Annotated in this window: 14 protein-coding genes and 1 pseudogene; 11 read left to right on the top strand and 4 right to left on the bottom strand. The window is 56.2% G+C overall.

Annotated elements, in window-relative coordinates:
- The first annotated feature begins 509 nt into the window (after positions 1-509).
- The 10 genes and pseudogenes from rpmH to ACR809_RS25495 all read left to right on the top strand — a co-directional run bounded on the left by rpmH (position 510) and on the right by ACR809_RS25495 (position 8682).
- Positions 510-650 carry a 50S ribosomal protein L34 gene (gene rpmH, locus ACR809_RS25540; RefSeq protein ID WP_000831330.1) on the top strand — a complete coding sequence of 47 codons (141 nt, stop codon included), beginning with the start codon at positions 510-512 and terminating at the stop codon, positions 648-650.
- 15 nt (positions 651-665) lie between these two features.
- On the top strand, positions 666-1025 hold the full coding sequence (gene rnpA, locus ACR809_RS25535; protein WP_004151535.1) for a ribonuclease P protein component: 360 nt from the start codon (positions 666-668) through the stop codon (positions 1023-1025).
- On the top strand, positions 989-1246 hold the full coding sequence (gene yidD, locus ACR809_RS25530; protein WP_004151536.1) for a membrane protein insertion efficiency factor YidD: 258 nt from the start codon (positions 989-991) through the stop codon (positions 1244-1246). Before rnpA ends, yidD begins: the two co-directional genes overlap by 37 nt.
- Before the next feature lie 2 nt (positions 1247-1248).
- Positions 1249-2895: a membrane protein insertase YidC gene (gene yidC / locus ACR809_RS25525; protein ID WP_122051638.1), complete on the top strand. Its 1647-nt coding sequence runs from the start codon at positions 1249-1251 to the stop codon at positions 2893-2895.
- A gap of 194 nt (positions 2896-3089) precedes the next feature.
- Positions 3090-4454 carry a tRNA uridine-5-carboxymethylaminomethyl(34) synthesis GTPase MnmE gene (gene mnmE, locus ACR809_RS25520; protein WP_004186273.1) on the top strand — a complete coding sequence of 455 codons (1365 nt, stop codon included), beginning with the start codon at positions 3090-3092 and terminating at the stop codon, positions 4452-4454.
- A 119-nt stretch (positions 4455-4573) separates the two neighbouring features.
- Entirely contained in the window at positions 4574-4993 is a 420-nt protein-coding gene (locus ACR809_RS25515; protein WP_004151539.1) for a GNAT family N-acetyltransferase, read from the top strand.
- Between the two features lie 99 nt (positions 4994-5092).
- Positions 5093-6260 (top strand): annotated as a pseudogene (locus tag ACR809_RS25510) (MFS transporter).
- A complete protein-coding gene (gene yidZ / locus ACR809_RS25505) occupies positions 6235-7194 on the top strand; it encodes an HTH-type transcriptional regulator YidZ (protein WP_122051637.1) in 960 nt (319 codons plus the stop codon). The pseudogene ACR809_RS25510 and the gene yidZ overlap by 26 nt, the downstream one beginning before the upstream one ends.
- A gap of 309 nt (positions 7195-7503) precedes the next feature.
- Positions 7504-8079 (top strand): 4'-phosphopantetheinyl transferase family protein, encoded by a 576-nt coding sequence (locus tag ACR809_RS25500; protein ID WP_162992587.1) that lies wholly within the window; start codon positions 7504-7506, stop codon positions 8077-8079.
- Positions 8080-8115: 36 nt separating this feature from the next.
- Complete coding sequence (locus tag ACR809_RS25495; RefSeq protein WP_004151543.1) at positions 8116-8682, top strand: NADPH-dependent FMN reductase; 567 nt, start codon at positions 8116-8118, stop codon at positions 8680-8682.
- A 45-nt stretch (positions 8683-8727) separates the two neighbouring features.
- Here ACR809_RS25495 and ACR809_RS25490 read toward each other — a convergent pair whose 3' ends face one another.
- The gene (locus tag ACR809_RS25490) at positions 8728-10065 is read right to left on the bottom strand and encodes an NCS2 family permease (RefSeq protein ID WP_004145100.1); all 1338 of its coding nucleotides are present in this window, start codon (positions 10063-10065) and stop codon (positions 8728-8730) included.
- Between the two features lie 169 nt (positions 10066-10234).
- On the opposite strand from ACR809_RS25490, the gene yieH reads away from it, so the two are divergent.
- Positions 10235-10900, top strand: coding sequence for a 6-phosphogluconate phosphatase (gene yieH, locus ACR809_RS25485; RefSeq protein WP_004145102.1), 666 nt, complete (start codon positions 10235-10237; stop codon positions 10898-10900).
- 79 nt (positions 10901-10979) lie between these two features.
- Here yieH and ACR809_RS25480 read toward each other — a convergent pair whose 3' ends face one another.
- Genes ACR809_RS25480 through ACR809_RS25470 form a run of 3 tightly spaced genes read right to left on the bottom strand, consistent with a single transcriptional unit; the run spans position 10980 to position 14588 of the window.
- Positions 10980-11699 carry a glucosamine-6-phosphate deaminase gene (locus ACR809_RS25480; RefSeq protein ID WP_014908133.1) on the bottom strand — a complete coding sequence of 240 codons (720 nt, stop codon included), beginning with the start codon at positions 11697-11699 and terminating at the stop codon, positions 10980-10982.
- A gap of 49 nt (positions 11700-11748) precedes the next feature.
- The gene (locus ACR809_RS25475; RefSeq protein ID WP_004145104.1) at positions 11749-12915 is read right to left on the bottom strand and encodes an alpha/beta hydrolase-fold protein; all 1167 of its coding nucleotides are present in this window, start codon (positions 12913-12915) and stop codon (positions 11749-11751) included.
- A 38-nt stretch (positions 12916-12953) separates the two neighbouring features.
- Positions 12954-14588, bottom strand: coding sequence for a carbohydrate porin (locus ACR809_RS25470; RefSeq protein WP_032425346.1), 1635 nt, complete (start codon positions 14586-14588; stop codon positions 12954-12956).
- Positions 14589-15044: the final 456 nt, after the last annotated feature.

The following is a 15044-nucleotide window of genomic DNA, read 5'->3' as shown; positions in this document are numbered from 1 at the left end:
GGTGACGTGCGAACCGCTATCTGCGGTTATTACCCGCTGCGGATCCGGGGATCGCGATCGGGACCGGGGATCATAGCCTAAACTGAGAAAGAGATCTTGTGTTTCTCAACAGATTCTTCCCGATTTATCCACAGGAAGGATCGAAACCGGGTAAGTGTAATCGATCCTGCGAGGAGTGAAGCACGATTTCCGCCGCATATTGGAAAAATTAATGAGCTATCCCGCTTTTGGGCGGAAACGATCTAATAAAGATCCTTGTGGATCCTTGCGCTTTACTGGCCAGGCCGTATAATCCCCCACCCGGCGCGTAATGCCCGTTTTCGTCACGCGTCTCAGCTTATTTTTTGTGCGACGAGGTGCGAGAAATAAGGAAAGAGAATTGACTCCGGAGTGTACAATTATTACAATCCGGCCTCTTTAATCACCCACGCTGAGGCGTAAGTCGTTCGAAGTTCGTTCGGGTCTACGCAAAAGTCAGTGAATTTATTCAAGTTTAGGTAGAAATCGCCATGAAACGCACTTTTCAACCGTCTGTACTGAAGCGCAACCGTTCTCACGGCTTCCGTGCTCGTATGGCTACTAAAAATGGTCGTCAGGTTCTGGCACGTCGTCGTGCTAAAGGCCGCGCTCGTCTGACCGTTTCCAAGTAATAAAGCTAACCCTGCGTGGTTAAGCTCGCATTTCCCAGGGAGTTACGCTTGTTAACTCCCAGTCATTTCACTTTCGTCTTCCAGCAGCCACAACGGGCTGGCACGCCGCAAATCACCATCCTCGGCCGCCTGAATTCGCTGGGGCATCCCCGCATCGGTCTCACCGTCGCCAAGAAAAACGTGAAACGCGCACATGAACGCAATCGGATTAAACGTCTGACGCGTGAAAGTTTTCGTTTGCGTCAACATGAACTCCCGCCAATGGATTTCGTGGTGGTGGCGAAAAGAGGGGTTGCCGACCTCGATAACCGTGCTCTCTCGGAAGCGTTGGAAAAATTATGGCGCCGCCATTGTCGCCTGGCTCGCGGGTCCTGATCGGCCTGATTCGAGTTTATCAGCGCCTGATTAGTCCGCTACTCGGGCCGCATTGTCGTTTCACCCCAACCTGTTCTCAATACGGAATTGAGGCCTTACGCAGGTTTGGAGTGATAAAAGGCAGTTGGTTGACGATGAAACGCGTATTAAAATGCCACCCTTTACACCCTGGTGGTGACGATCCCGTCCCGCCTGGACCATTTGATACCAGAGAACACTAACGATGGATTCGCAACGCAATCTTCTTATCATCGCTTTGTTGTTCGTGTCTTTCATGATCTGGCAAGCCTGGGAGCAGGACAAAAATCCGCAGCCCCAGCAGCAGACCACGCAGACTACGACCACAGCAGCGGGTAGCGCCGCCGACCAGGGCGTACCGGCCAGTGGCCAGGGGAAACTGATTACGGTTAAAACCGACGTGCTTGAGCTGACTATCAACACCAACGGTGGCGATATTGAGCAGGCGCTGCTTCTGGCGTATCCAAAAACGCTGAAATCGACCGAACCATTCCAGTTACTGGAAACCACGCCGCAGTTTGTCTACCAGGCGCAGAGCGGCTTAACCGGCCGTGACGGTCCGGATAACCCGGCAAACGGCCCGCGTCCGCTGTACAACGTCGATAAAGAGGCGTTTGTGCTGGCCGATGGCCAGAATGAGCTCGTTATCCCGCTGACCTACACTGACAAAGCCGGCAACGTCTTCACCAAAACCTTCACCCTGAAGCGCGGTGGCTATGCGGTGAACGTGGGTTACAGCGTGCAGAATGCCAGCGAGAAGCCTCTGGAAGTCTCAACCTTCGGTCAGCTGAAGCAGACCGCTGCGCTGCCGACCAGTCGCGATACGCAGACCGGTGGCCTGTCCACGATGCATACTTTCCGTGGCGCCGCGTTCTCCACTGCGGATTCGAAATACGAGAAATATAAATTCGATACCATTCTGGATAACGAAAACCTGAACGTCAGCACCAAAAACGGTTGGGTTGCCATGCTGCAGCAGTACTTCACCACCGCATGGGTGCCGCGGAATAACGGGACGAATAACTTCTACACCGCCAACCTCGGCAACGGCGTTGTCGCTATTGGCTACAAATCGCAGCCGGTACTGGTGCAGCCAGGCCAGACCGACAAACTGCAGAGCACGCTGTGGGTCGGCCCGGCTATTCAGGACAAAATGGCTGCCGTTGCGCCGCACCTGGATCTGACCGTCGACTACGGCTGGCTGTGGTTCATCTCCCAACCGCTGTTCAAGCTGCTGAAATTCATCCACAGCTTCCTCGGCAACTGGGGCTTCTCGATCATCGTTATCACCTTTATCGTTCGTGGCATCATGTACCCGCTGACCAAAGCGCAGTACACCTCCATGGCGAAGATGCGCATGCTGCAGCCGAAGATTCAGGCCATGCGTGAGCGTCTGGGCGACGATAAACAGCGTCAAAGCCAGGAGATGATGGCGCTGTATAAAGCGGAAAAAGTAAACCCGCTGGGCGGCTGCTTCCCGCTGATTATTCAGATGCCGATCTTCCTTGCGCTGTATTACATGCTGAGCGCCTCGGTTGAACTGCGTCATGCGCCGTTTATCCTGTGGATCCACGACCTGTCTGCTCAGGACCCGTACTACATCCTGCCGATCATCATGGGCGCGACCATGTTCTTCATCCAGAAGATGTCGCCGACCACCGTGACCGACCCGATGCAGCAGAAGATCATGACCTTTATGCCGGTCATCTTCACGGTGTTCTTCCTGTGGTTCCCGTCTGGCCTGGTGGTGTACTACATCGTCAGCAACCTGGTCACCATTATTCAGCAGCAGCTGATTTACCGTGGTCTGGAGAAACGTGGCCTGCATAGCCGCGAGAAGAAGAAATCCTGATACTCTTCATTCTTCAAGCCGCAGATGCGTTGGCTTCATTAGTTCGCCCCAGTCACTTACTACAGTAAGCTCCTGGGGCCTCACTAACTTGCCGCCTTTCTGCAACTTGAATTATTTCGAGTATCTACGGTAGCGTTAATGCCAGAGAAGGCGGTCAATGGACCGCCTTTTTTACATCTACATAGAGAGTCACCATGAGCCATAACGACACTATCGTCGCCCAGGCAACCCCTCCGGGACGCGGGGGTGTGGGCATCCTGCGTATCTCCGGCCTTAAGGCGCGCGACGTCGCGCAGGCGGTGCTGGGCAAGCTGCCGAAGCCGCGCTATGCCGACTACCTGCCATTCAACGACGTTGACGGTACCCCGCTGGATCAGGGGATTGCGCTGTGGTTCCCCGGGCCGAACTCCTTTACCGGGGAAGATGTGCTTGAGCTGCAGGGCCACGGCGGCCCGGTCATTCTCGACCTGCTGCTTAAACGTATTCTGACCCTGCCGGGCCTGCGCATCGCCAGGCCGGGTGAGTTTTCCGAGCGCGCGTTCCTCAACGACAAGCTCGATCTGGCGCAGGCAGAGGCCATCGCCGACCTTATCGACGCCAGTTCAGAGCAGGCGGCGCGCTCGGCGCTGAATTCGCTGCAGGGGGCGTTCTCCGCGCGGGTGAATCATCTTGTGGAAGCGCTCACTCACCTGCGCATCTACGTGGAAGCGGCCATTGACTTCCCGGATGAAGAAATCGATTTCCTTTCCGACGGCAAAATTGAAGCCCAGCTGAACGAGGTGATGGCCGATCTCGACGCCGTCCGCGCTGAAGCTCGTCAGGGCAGCCTGCTGCGCGAAGGGATGAAAGTGGTGATCGCCGGGCGGCCAAATGCCGGTAAATCAAGCCTGCTGAACGCCCTGGCGGGCCGCGAAGCGGCGATCGTCACCGATATCGCCGGTACCACCCGCGACGTGCTACGCGAGCATATCCATATCGACGGCATGCCGCTGCATATCATCGATACCGCAGGCCTGCGCGATGCTAATGACGAAGTGGAACGTATCGGCATCGAGCGCGCCTGGCAGGAGATTGCCCAGGCCGATCGGGTGCTGTTTATGGTCGATGGCACCACCACCAGCGCCGTTGACCCGGCGGAGATCTGGCCAGACTTTATCGAGCGCCTGCCCGCTAAATTGCCGATTACCGTGGTGCGCAATAAAGCCGATGTCACCGGCGAAGCGCTCGGTATCAGCGAAGTAAATGGCCACTCACTTATTCGCCTGTCGGCACGTACCGGCGACGGCGTGGAGGTGCTACGTAACCACCTCAAGCAGAGCATGGGCTTCGATACCAATATGGAAGGCGGCTTCCTCGCCCGCCGCCGTCACCTGCAGGCCCTGGAAGAGGCGGCGAACCATCTGCAGCAAGGCAAAGCCCAGCTGCTGGGCGCCTGGGCCGGCGAGCTGCTGGCGGAAGAGCTGCGCCTCGCGCAGCAGGCGCTGAGCGAGATCACCGGGGAGTTCACTTCCGACGATCTGCTGGGCCGCATCTTCTCCAGCTTCTGCATCGGTAAGTAACCGCCAGTCCGTAAACGTTCACTAACCCGTATTAACGCCGCGTTAATACGGGTTTTTTCTTGCCCTTTGCAACGCAACGTTCTCTACTTTTATCTCCCCCTCTGCCGCGAGACTAAAACATGACCGTTGAATATACCGTGATCGAGAAGGTGCCCTCCGCCGAAGCGTTTTGCCACCTGCGGGTAGCCGCCGGCATGTCGCCGCGCCCCCTGGAAGGCGCCAGAGCCGGACTGCCGCATAGCTGTTATGGCGTACATATCCTCTGGCAGGAGACGCCGATCGCGATGGGACGCATCGTCGGCGACGGCGCGATTAATTTCGATATTGTCGACGTCGCCGTCGATCCGGCTCACCAGGGAAAAGGCCTTGGCCGGCTGGTGATGGAGAAGCTGGTCGCCTGGCTGGACGCTAACGCCTTTGATGGCGCCTACGTTACGCTGGTGGCGGATGTGCCGGAACTGTACGCGAAGTTCGGCTTCGAAAGCGTTCGCCCGGAGAGCGAGGGGATGGCCCGCGTCTGGCGAACCCGCAGTCGTTAGCTCGCATTTCCTGCCAGGAAAAGAGCGTTGTCCAAATGGCAACTCGTCTTACGGCGCGTTCCTCACTATGCTGAACGCCATTCACATCGCGAGGATCCCATGACACGCTTTCTTCTCTGCAGCTTTGCCCTGGTTCTGCTCTACCCCTCCGGCATCGATATGTATCTGGTCGGCCTGCCGCGTATTGCTCAGGACCTGGGGGCCAGCGAGGCGCAATTACATATCGCCTTCTCGGTCTATCTGGCCGGTATGGCCTCCGCGATGCTGTTTGCTGGCCGCATCGCCGACCGCTCGGGGCGTAAGCCTGTCGCTATTGTAGGTGCAGCGATCTTTGTTATCGCCTCCCTGCTCTGCGCCCAGGCGCATACCAGCAGCCACTTCCTCATCGGACGCTTTATCCAGGGGATCGGCGCCGGCAGCTGCTACGTGGTGGCTTTCGCTATCCTGCGCGATACGCTGGACGACCGTCGCCGCGCCAAGGTGCTGTCGTTGCTCAACGGCATCACCTGCATTATCCCCGTCCTGGCGCCGGTGCTTGGCCACCTGATTATGCTGAAATATCCGTGGCAGAGCCTGTTCTACACGATGACCGGCATGGGCGTCATGGTCGCTGTGCTGTCGGTCTTTATCCTGCGTGAAACGCGGCCGACGGCGCCTCCGCAGGCAGCGTCACCGCAGCATGACGCTGGCGAATCGCTTTTTCCTCAGCTGCTTACTCATTACCACCCTCAGCGTGACGGTGATCCTGACCTACGTTAACGTCTCGCCGGTACTAATGATGGAAGAGATGGGGTTCGACCGGGGAACTTACTCAATGGCGATGGCTCTGATGGCGATGATCAGCATGGCGGTCTCCTTCTCAACGCCGTTCGCCCTGTCGCTGTTTAACCCCCGCACCTTAATGCTGACCTCGCAGGTGCTGTTTCTGGCGGCAGGCGTGACGCTGAGCCTCGCCACTCGCCAGGCCGTCACCCTGATCGGGCTGGGCATGATTTGCTCCGGCTTCTCCGTTGGGTTCGGCGTCGCGATGAGCCAGGCGCTGGGGCCGTTCACGCTGCGCGCGGGCGTCGCCAGCTCGGTCCTCGGCATCGCGCAGGTGTGCGGTTCATCGCTGTGGATTTGGCTCGCCGCCATCATCGGACTCAGCGCAATGAATATGCTGATCGGAATACTCATTGCCTGTAGCATAGTGAGCCTTGTTTTGTTACTGGTCGTCACCCCGCCGCGGGTTGCGCAATACGATGAAGAAGCCGCTGTCGAGTCTTGATCTTAATTTACTCCTCTGCCTGCAGCTCCTGACCCAGGAGCTCAGCGTTACCCGTACGGCGAAGCGGATGAACGTTTCGCCGTCAGCGGTGAGCAAGTCGCTGGCCAAACTGCGCGCCTGGTTTGACGATCCGCTGTTTGTGAAAACCCCGCTGGGCCTGGCGCCCACGCCGCTGGTCAGCAGCATGGAGCAGGATCTGGCGGACTGGATGCAGATGGGCAACCAAATCCTCGATAAACCGCACCATACCATGCCCAGCGGCCTCAAATTCGAACTGGCGGCGGAAGCGCCGCTGCTGATGATCCTGTTTAACACCCTCTCTCAGCGCATCTATCAGCGCTATCCGCAGGCATTGATTCGTTTGCGCAACTGGGACTACGACTCCCTGGACGCCATCATCCGCGGTGAGGTGGATATCGGCTTCTGCGGACGCGAAAGCCATCCGCAGTCGCGTGAGCTGCTGAGCCTGCTGCCGTGGTATATCGATTTTGAGGTGCTGTTCACCGACCTGCCGCAGGTCTGGCTGCGCGCCGATCATCCGGCGCTCAGGGAAGAGTGGGATCTGGCGGCATTCTTACGCTATCCGCATATCACTATCTGCTGGGAACAACGCGATACCTGGGCCCTGGACGACGTGCTGCAGGATCTGGGGTATAAGCGTAACGTGGCGCTGACCGTGCCGGGGTTTGAGCAATCACTTTTTATGGCCGCTCAGCCGCAGCACACCATGCTGGCCACCGCGCCGCGCTACTGTCAGCACTATAATCAGCAGCACCAGCTGCCGCTCGTCTCCCGGCCGCTCCCCCTGGAGGCGCAGCATCTGGAAAAGCTGCGCGTTCCCTTCACCCTGCTATGGCATAAGCGCAACAGCTACAACCCGAAGCTTGTCTGGCTTAGAGATACGCTGAAAGCGCTCTATTCCGGTACGCTTTAAGCCTTGTTTCGTGCCCATAGCACCTTATTTGCGCAAGAATTTGTAAAATTCAAACAAATTCCCTTTTCAATGGGGGATTTCGGCATTAAAACCTGTTAATACCAGGCGATAATAGCGCCCGCAGTTTTATCCAGACCATTACTCACGGAGCGACGTATGGCAACGCATTTTGCAAGAGGGATACTCAGTACCGGGGAGCCGCTATCGACACGTTTGTCAGCGGCCTGTCATCAATCCGCACGTCTTCTCCCGACATATCGCCAGGCTCGCTTTTGCGCGTCGCGCTCGCTGCTTGCCGAGCTGCTGTTTATGCTTTACGGCATCAGCGAGCTGCCTGAAATCATCAACGAAGCCAATGGCCGACCGGTTTTTAGCGATCGCCAACTCCCCCGCTTTTCGATCGCTTATACTGGCAATATCGTTGGTGTTGCCCTCACCACCGAGGGGGATTGTGGCCTCGACATGGAACTGCAGCGCACTGTCCGCAGCCACGACGCCGACCGGCACAATTTCAGCAACAATGAGAATCTGTGGATTAACATACAGCATGATCCGGACGAAGCGCGCAGCCAGCTGGTAGCGCTGCGTCGCAGCGTGCTAAAGCTGACCGGCGAAGCATCAACGCAGCTGCAGCTGCTGCCCGGCTCTGGCCGCCTGCGCACCGCCGGCAGTCAGCCAATCGAAGCGGTATGTGACGCCGAATCGCTGCTGGTATGGTCCATTGCCGCTACCCCGAACATCGGCTCGCTGAAGGTCTGGGAATATGATGTTAAGGGAGGTGACTGGCGCAGCCTGGCGGATGCGCAGCAGCGCGCACGCGAACCGTCAGCCCGCCTGATGCGCTTTACCAGCTTACCCATGGAAAAAACCTTATCCCTCAATTGACCGGTCTTGCCGGCATCATGATCCAAAGGAGCAATCATGTCAGATACCTTGAAAGTGGTTACGTTACTCGGCAGCCTGCGTAAAGGGTCGTTTAATGGAATGGTCGCGCGCACCCTGCCCGGCATCGCGCCAGCGGGCATGGATATCTCCGCGCTGCCGTCGATCGGTGATATCCCGCTGTACGATGCTGATATGCAGGAGGAAGAAGGTTTTCCGCAGCGCGTGCAGGAGATTGCGCAACAGATCCGCGAGGCGGATGGGGTAGTGATAGTCACTCCAGAATATAACTATTCCGTGCCTGGCGGCCTGAAAAACGCCATCGACTGGCTGTCACGCCTGCCCGAGCAGCCGCTGTCCGGCAAACCGGTACTGATTCAGACCAGCTCAATGGGCGCCATCGGCGGTGCGCGCTGCCAGTATCATCTGCGGCAGATTCTGGTCTTCCTTGATGCGATGGTAATGAATAAACCGGAATTTATGGGCGGCGTCATCCAGAACAAAGTGGATCCGCAGGCGGGTGAAGTGGTCGATCAAAGCACCCTCGACCATCTGCGCGGCCAACTGACCGCTTTCGGCGACTATATTCGGCGGGTTAAAGCATAAAAAAAGCCCGGCAGCGATGCCGGGCTTTTTCATCATGCGTGCGGATTAATGTGCATCGATAAAGACAATTTTCAGCACGAACAGCAGCGAAACGATAATCACACACGGGCTGAGCTCGCGCAGCCGGCCGGTACCGATCTTCATCACGCAGTAAGAGATAAAGCCCAGGGCGATACCTTCGGTGATCGAGAAGCTAAACGGCATCATCACTGCGGTGATGAACGCAGGCACCGCCTCGGTCAGGTCGCTCCACTTCACGCGCGCGAGGCTGGAGGTCATCAGCACGCCGACGTATATCAGCGCGCCCGCGGCGGCATAGCCAGGAACCATCCCCGCCAGCGGAGAGAGGAAAATAACCAGCAGGAACAGGATACCAACGACAACGGCGGTCAGGCCGGTACGCCCGCCCACGGAAACGCCGGAAGAAGATTCGATATAGGCCGTCACCGACGAGGTACCGATGAAGGAGCCCGCCACCGACGAGACGCTATCGACAAACAGCGCTTGCTTCATGCGCGGGAATTTACCGTTGGCATCCGCGAGACCCGCTTTATCCGTCACGCCAATCAGCGTCCCGGAGGAGTCAAACAGGTTGACCAGCATAAAGGAGAAGATCACGCCGGCCAGGCCCAGGTTCAGGGAGCCCGCCAGATCGACCTGACCAATCACCGAAGCCACGCTCGGCGGCGCCGAGACGATCCCGGTGTAATGCACGTCGCCCAGCATCCAGCCCAGCAGGGTGGTCACAACGATAGAGACCAGTACCGCGGCGTGAATGTTGCGCGACGCCAGAATCGCGATGATAAAGAAGCCCAGCACGCCCAGCAGTACACTGTGGGAAGTCAAATGACCAATGCTGACCAGCGTTTCCGGATTGGCGACAATCACCCCGGCGTTTTTCAGGCCCATCATGCCGATAAACAGGCCGATACCGCTGGTGATACCTACACGCAGGCTAAGCGGAATATTGGCGATCATCCAGTAACGTACGCGGAAGATGGTCAGCAGCAGCAGGCCCACGGCGCCCCAGAAGATGGCGCCCATGCCCACCTGCCACGGCAGCCCCATCGCCTGCACCACCACAAAGGCGAAAAAGGCGTTCAGGCCCATCGCCGGCGCCAGGGCGACCGGCAGGTTCGCGAACAGACCCATCAGGATACTGCCGAAAGCGGCAATCAGACAGGTGGTCACAAACACGGCGCTGGTATCCATGCCCGCTACGCCAAGAATTTGTGGGTTAACAAAAACGATATACACCATCGTCAGGAACGTGGTGAAACCGGCGATGGCTTCGGTGCGCACCGTGGTGCCGTGCTCGCGCAGCTTAAATACGCGCTCCAGCAGACCCTGGCCAGAAGACTGGCTGGTTTGTTGTTGACTCATTATCGGTTTCCGAACGTAAGGAGGGAAAATTCGAGGCTATCCTATACCAAATTACGGCACCAGGCGCGGTTGTATGGTAATTTTTTTCATTTATTTTGCTTATACGGCAACGATTGCGTCGCGGCATTGAGCATTACGAAAACGTTAAACTTGTTAATATGGAAAGGCTATGACTCAACCAGAAGCAGTATTTTTTGACTGTGACGGCACGCTGGTCGACAGCGAGGTGATTTGCTCCCGCGCCTACGTTCACATGTTTCAAGAATTCGGCATTACGCTGGACCTCGCCGAGATTTTTAAGCGCTTCAAAGGTGTGAAGCTGTACGAAATTATCGACACCATCAACGCTGAGTATGGCGTTAACCTGCAAAAGGCCACCCTGGAGCCGATTTACCGGGCGGAGGTCGCTCGCCTGTTCGATAGCGAGCTGGAGGTGATTCCCGGAGCCCAGGCGCTGCTGGATGCGGTAAGCGTCCCGATGTGCGTGGTTTCCAATGGCCCGGTCAGTAAGATGCAGCACTCGCTCGGACGCACCGGCCTGCTGCGCCATTTCACTGACCGCTTGTACAGCGGCTACGATATTCAGCGCTGGAAGCCCGACCCGGCGCTGATGTTTCATGCGGCAGAGGCCATGCAGGTAAAAGCCGAAAACTGTATTCTGGTGGATGACTCCAGCGCCGGCGCTCAGTCGGGGATTGCTGCCGGCATGGAAGTGTTTTATTTCTGCGCCGATCCGCACAACCAGCCGATCGATCATCCCAAAGTGACGACCTTTACCGATCTGGCAGAGCTGCCGGCATTGTGGCAGGCGCGCGGCTGGGATATCACGCGTTAAGGGCCTGGTGAGCGGCACGTTGGCATCGATGCCCCCCCGCTATGCATCTGCGTAAGCGGGGAATAGAACTAGCGGCTTTTTATTGCTGCAATTCCGCCGCCGCCGCTTTATCGGCAATAATCACCAGTGAAGGGTGCAATTTGAGCACTGAAGCCGGCACCTGCACGCTGACCGGACCTTCCACCACTTGCTTTAACGCGTGCGCTTTTGCCGCACCGCTGACAATTAGCAATAAATTTTTCGCCGCCATCACGCTTCTCGGCCCCATGGTGACATAGCTGTTTGGTACTGCCGAGATATCCCCGCCCATCTCGCTGTTAGCGATAAGAGCAATCATTTCCCCATGAATCGGCACTTCGACCGTCTGATCATGAAAGCGGGTGGTATTCGGCAGGTTGCCGCAAAAATGGCCGTCGGCCCCCAGCCCCAGCACCATCAGATCCAGACCGCCAGCCTCTTCCAGCTGGCGATCGTGCTGAGCGGCGTTGTCCAGCGTCAGCTTGTGAATGTTCTCTTCTTTGATCTGCGCCGGGGTAAAAAACAGCTGGCGCAAATTAGATATCGTGACGCCTTCTCGCGACTGGCCGCGAAAAGGGATCTCATCGAAGTTGTAATAGTGCACCCGATCATAGAATGCTTTGCCTTTCACGGCGGCGGTCAAATGCTCATACATCCGCTTTGGCGTGCTCCCCGCCGTCACCGCCAGATTCACCCGCCGCGGCGCCGTGATATAGCCCAGAACATGATGGCTGGCGACCAGGCTCATCTCTTCATAATCTTCGGTCACAATCATTTTCATCTTGTCGTCCTTCACAAGCACAAAACGGGGGCTGAAGGCCCCCTAAAGGTTATTTAAACAGTTTTTGCACAAACTCGGCGTAGGCCGGGCGCCAGACGTCCATTTCATGGTTCAGGCCGGGATACTGGTGGTAATCAAATTTAATCTGCTGTTTTTCCAGCTCGCTTTTCAGACCAGCAATGTCTTTACCGGTCACAGAATCTTTTTCCCCGACGACCACGGTAAAGTTACGCAGCTGCTTATTGATCGCGTCAGGCTGCTTCAGCTGCGCTTCCACGCCGGCATTCGGCACCGTGGTAGTCGTAACGCCGCTAAAGGTGGCGAGCCAGCCAAAGCTCTCCAGATGATTCATTCCGGAAACCAGCGCCTGATAACCGCCCTGCGAGAGGCCCGCCAGCGCCCGACCGTCGGCATCTTTACGCACGTTAAATCGGGCATCGATCAGCGGAATAATATCCTGCATGAGCTCTTTATCCGCCGCCTGCGCATTAAGTGGATAGAAGGTTTTGCGCCGCTCCTGCGGCGGGAAGTTTTCCGCTACCGCTTCCGGGATATCGGTTTCGGTATCCGGGACCACCACCAGCATCGGCTTAATCTTGCCCTCCGCCAGCAGGTTATCCATGATTTGCGGGATCCGCCCCTGATCGATGGCCGACAGGCCGCTGTCGCCAAAGCCATGATAGAAATAGAGCACCGGCAGCGGATCGCCGGTTCCGCTATAGCCCGGCGGCGTCCAGACATAGAGACGACGTTCGGCGTTCAGAGCCTTCGAGTGATAGGTGAGGGTGCGCAGATCGCCATGCGCAACCTCCCGATCGTCAAGAATACTGCCCGGCACCAGAATCAGACTGGTGTTCACCTGGCGCTGCGGCTTCTGATAGCGGCTGCCGGTATCTACCGAGCGGAAGCCATCCACATCGAAATAATATTCATAGAGATTGGGCTTCATCGGCTCGCTTTTCCATGTCCAGACTCCGTCCGCTGCTTTGGTCATGTCGTGCGAGACAAAGGAGTCCGGCGTGGCGCCAGTCACTATCGAGACCCGCCGGGCATCAGGGGCAAACAAGCGGTAAGTGATACTCTTATCCGCGTTAACCTGGGTGATAAAGTGGCTCACCGGTAGGCTTGGGTCCGGCATCGCGGGTAATGGCGCCGCCTGGAGGGTAAACGCCGCGCCCGCCAGCGCCAGGGCGAAATAAATTGCATGTCGTTTCATCGTTGTTCCTCTTTCGTTGTGTCCGTTCAGTTATCGTCTCACCACCAGATTTCCGCCTGCGCCCCCACGGCAAACTGATCGTTCTTCCCGTCTTCAAAAATGCTGGTGGTATTATTCGCGGCCTTATCCAGGTCAATATCCTTCGCTTTAATATAGGTGGCATAGAAACGAATTTCCGGGCGCGAGGTCAGCATACTGGTATTGACTTTGAAGGTATGGAACAGCGTGGTCTTGTAGCCGGACTCGTTATATTTCTTGCCGGTAACATCTTTGTTTTGCTGTTTGAAGTACCCCAGCTCGACGCCGGTCTGGTTATATTTATCCCAGATATAAGCCGGTCGCAGAACCGTACGGATAGATTCAAAATCGGAGTGGGCTCCGGTTTCGTAGCTATAGACGTCGTTACCAAAAGAGTAGACGATGGCATTCGCCATAATAACGTCATCGCGTAAATAGGTTTCCCCCTGCGAGGTTAAGCGCACGGCGGTGCCATTGGTATGATCGCCATAATAGCGGCCATTAAAGGTGGTATAGGGGCTGGATCCGGCATAGCGTGAGAAGCTGCTGGCAATAGAGTTATTGGCCAGTAAGAAAGAGAATTCGTTAAAGCCGCCGTTAGCAAATTTCTGCGTTAACGAGGTACCAGCCATCCAGGTATCTTTCCACGGATAATAACCTTCATTGCCCTCTTTATATTTCTCAGAGGAACTTTGGTTGGCGGCGACATAGCGTCCGCTAACCATCAGGCTGGCTTTATCCCACAGCGGAATCTCTTTGTAGCGAACGTCCAGGGTGTTGGTGTTAATTTGCTGCTTATTGCTTAAAGAACGGTCATAATCATCGACATCTTCGCGAATCAACGCGATATCGAATTTCCCAGCGCCCACCTGCCAGTTTTCCAGCCCTACGCCGGCCGCCGCATCGGTTCTCTGCGTTTTCCAGTCCAGCATCTGGATTTCAATTTTTGGCGCCCCGTGTTTGCCGACCCAGAAATCGGCTTCCGGCGCAAACGGCAGGAACCCTTTGGTGTTAACATACATATCCGAGAATTGAATGTAGTTTTCGCCGCCGGCATTGTCACCAAACCAGCCAGTGGAATACTGCTGGCCGACGTTCCCGTCGAGCATCACGATGGCGTCGACGCGTTTATCGCCTTCCTGAAACACCCGCTGCTTCAGCTGCAGATCGAACCAGCCGGAATATTCATTGCCCAGGCGGCCAAGCGAACCGATCGCCCATGATTTTGGCGAGCCGTGCGAGGCGGTCCCCCAGCCGGAACGGAAGTAGCCGTTATAGCTAAAGCCAATTTCATCTTTCACGAACTTGCTAAAGTCTTTCAGCGTCATCGCGCTGTAGGCTGGCGCGCCATCGGTGACAGGTTGTTGATTTTTAACCAGCACCGCATCCGGTTTAACCGCCGTTTTCGGCCCGGCGGTCGCCCCCCCGGTCTTGCGCTTCTGACCTTCCGCAGGAGGAGACCATGAGGCCCAAATCTGGTCTCTTTTTCTTTCCTGGTCCTGATATTTTTTGAGCTCTTTTTGCGTGTCTTTGAGCGCTTTTTCCAGCAGCTCAAGCCGTTGTTCCACCGTCAACTGGCTTGCTAGCAGATTAGTTGAATAACAAAGTGGCGCCAGCAAGACTATCGCCGAAGCGATCCTGTTATTTCTCATCATAATATTCCCTTATATAATCATTGGCGTAAATAAAACACGACAACAACCCTATTCCGTGCCGGTGCTAATAGCCGTATCCATACCGTTTGACGTCGCGGCGGCTGTTATTTTTGCGGTTAGACAAAAACAAAAAAACCTGAAGAAGACCATCTGCCTTGACAGATAATCCTCTTCAGGTTTTGCCCGCGCATCGCGGTAGCAACCCTCATTCAGCCATTATTGGCCCGCATAAAACAAAAAACCTGATATCGCCCCCAGGAGCAATATCAGGTTTTGCCTGCTGTCGCAGTCACAATCCGTTTAAACCATCCTGAGCGTTAAAACTCAGTGAGTGGCAGCTGATTGTTACGCGATAAAATGAATAACTCAAACGGGCAGATTGTTAATTGTGACGATAATCTCAGCAATCTCGCTGCCGCGGGGTAAAACATATCTAATTCTGATAAGTCCATTTAC

It is taken from the genome of Klebsiella sp. CD33 (genome assembly GCF_051992865.1).
GTDB lineage: Bacteria > Pseudomonadota > Gammaproteobacteria > Enterobacterales > Enterobacteriaceae > Klebsiella > Klebsiella pneumoniae.
Note: the sequence above shows the minus strand (reverse complement) of the source record. Positions and strands in the feature narration are given on the sequence as shown.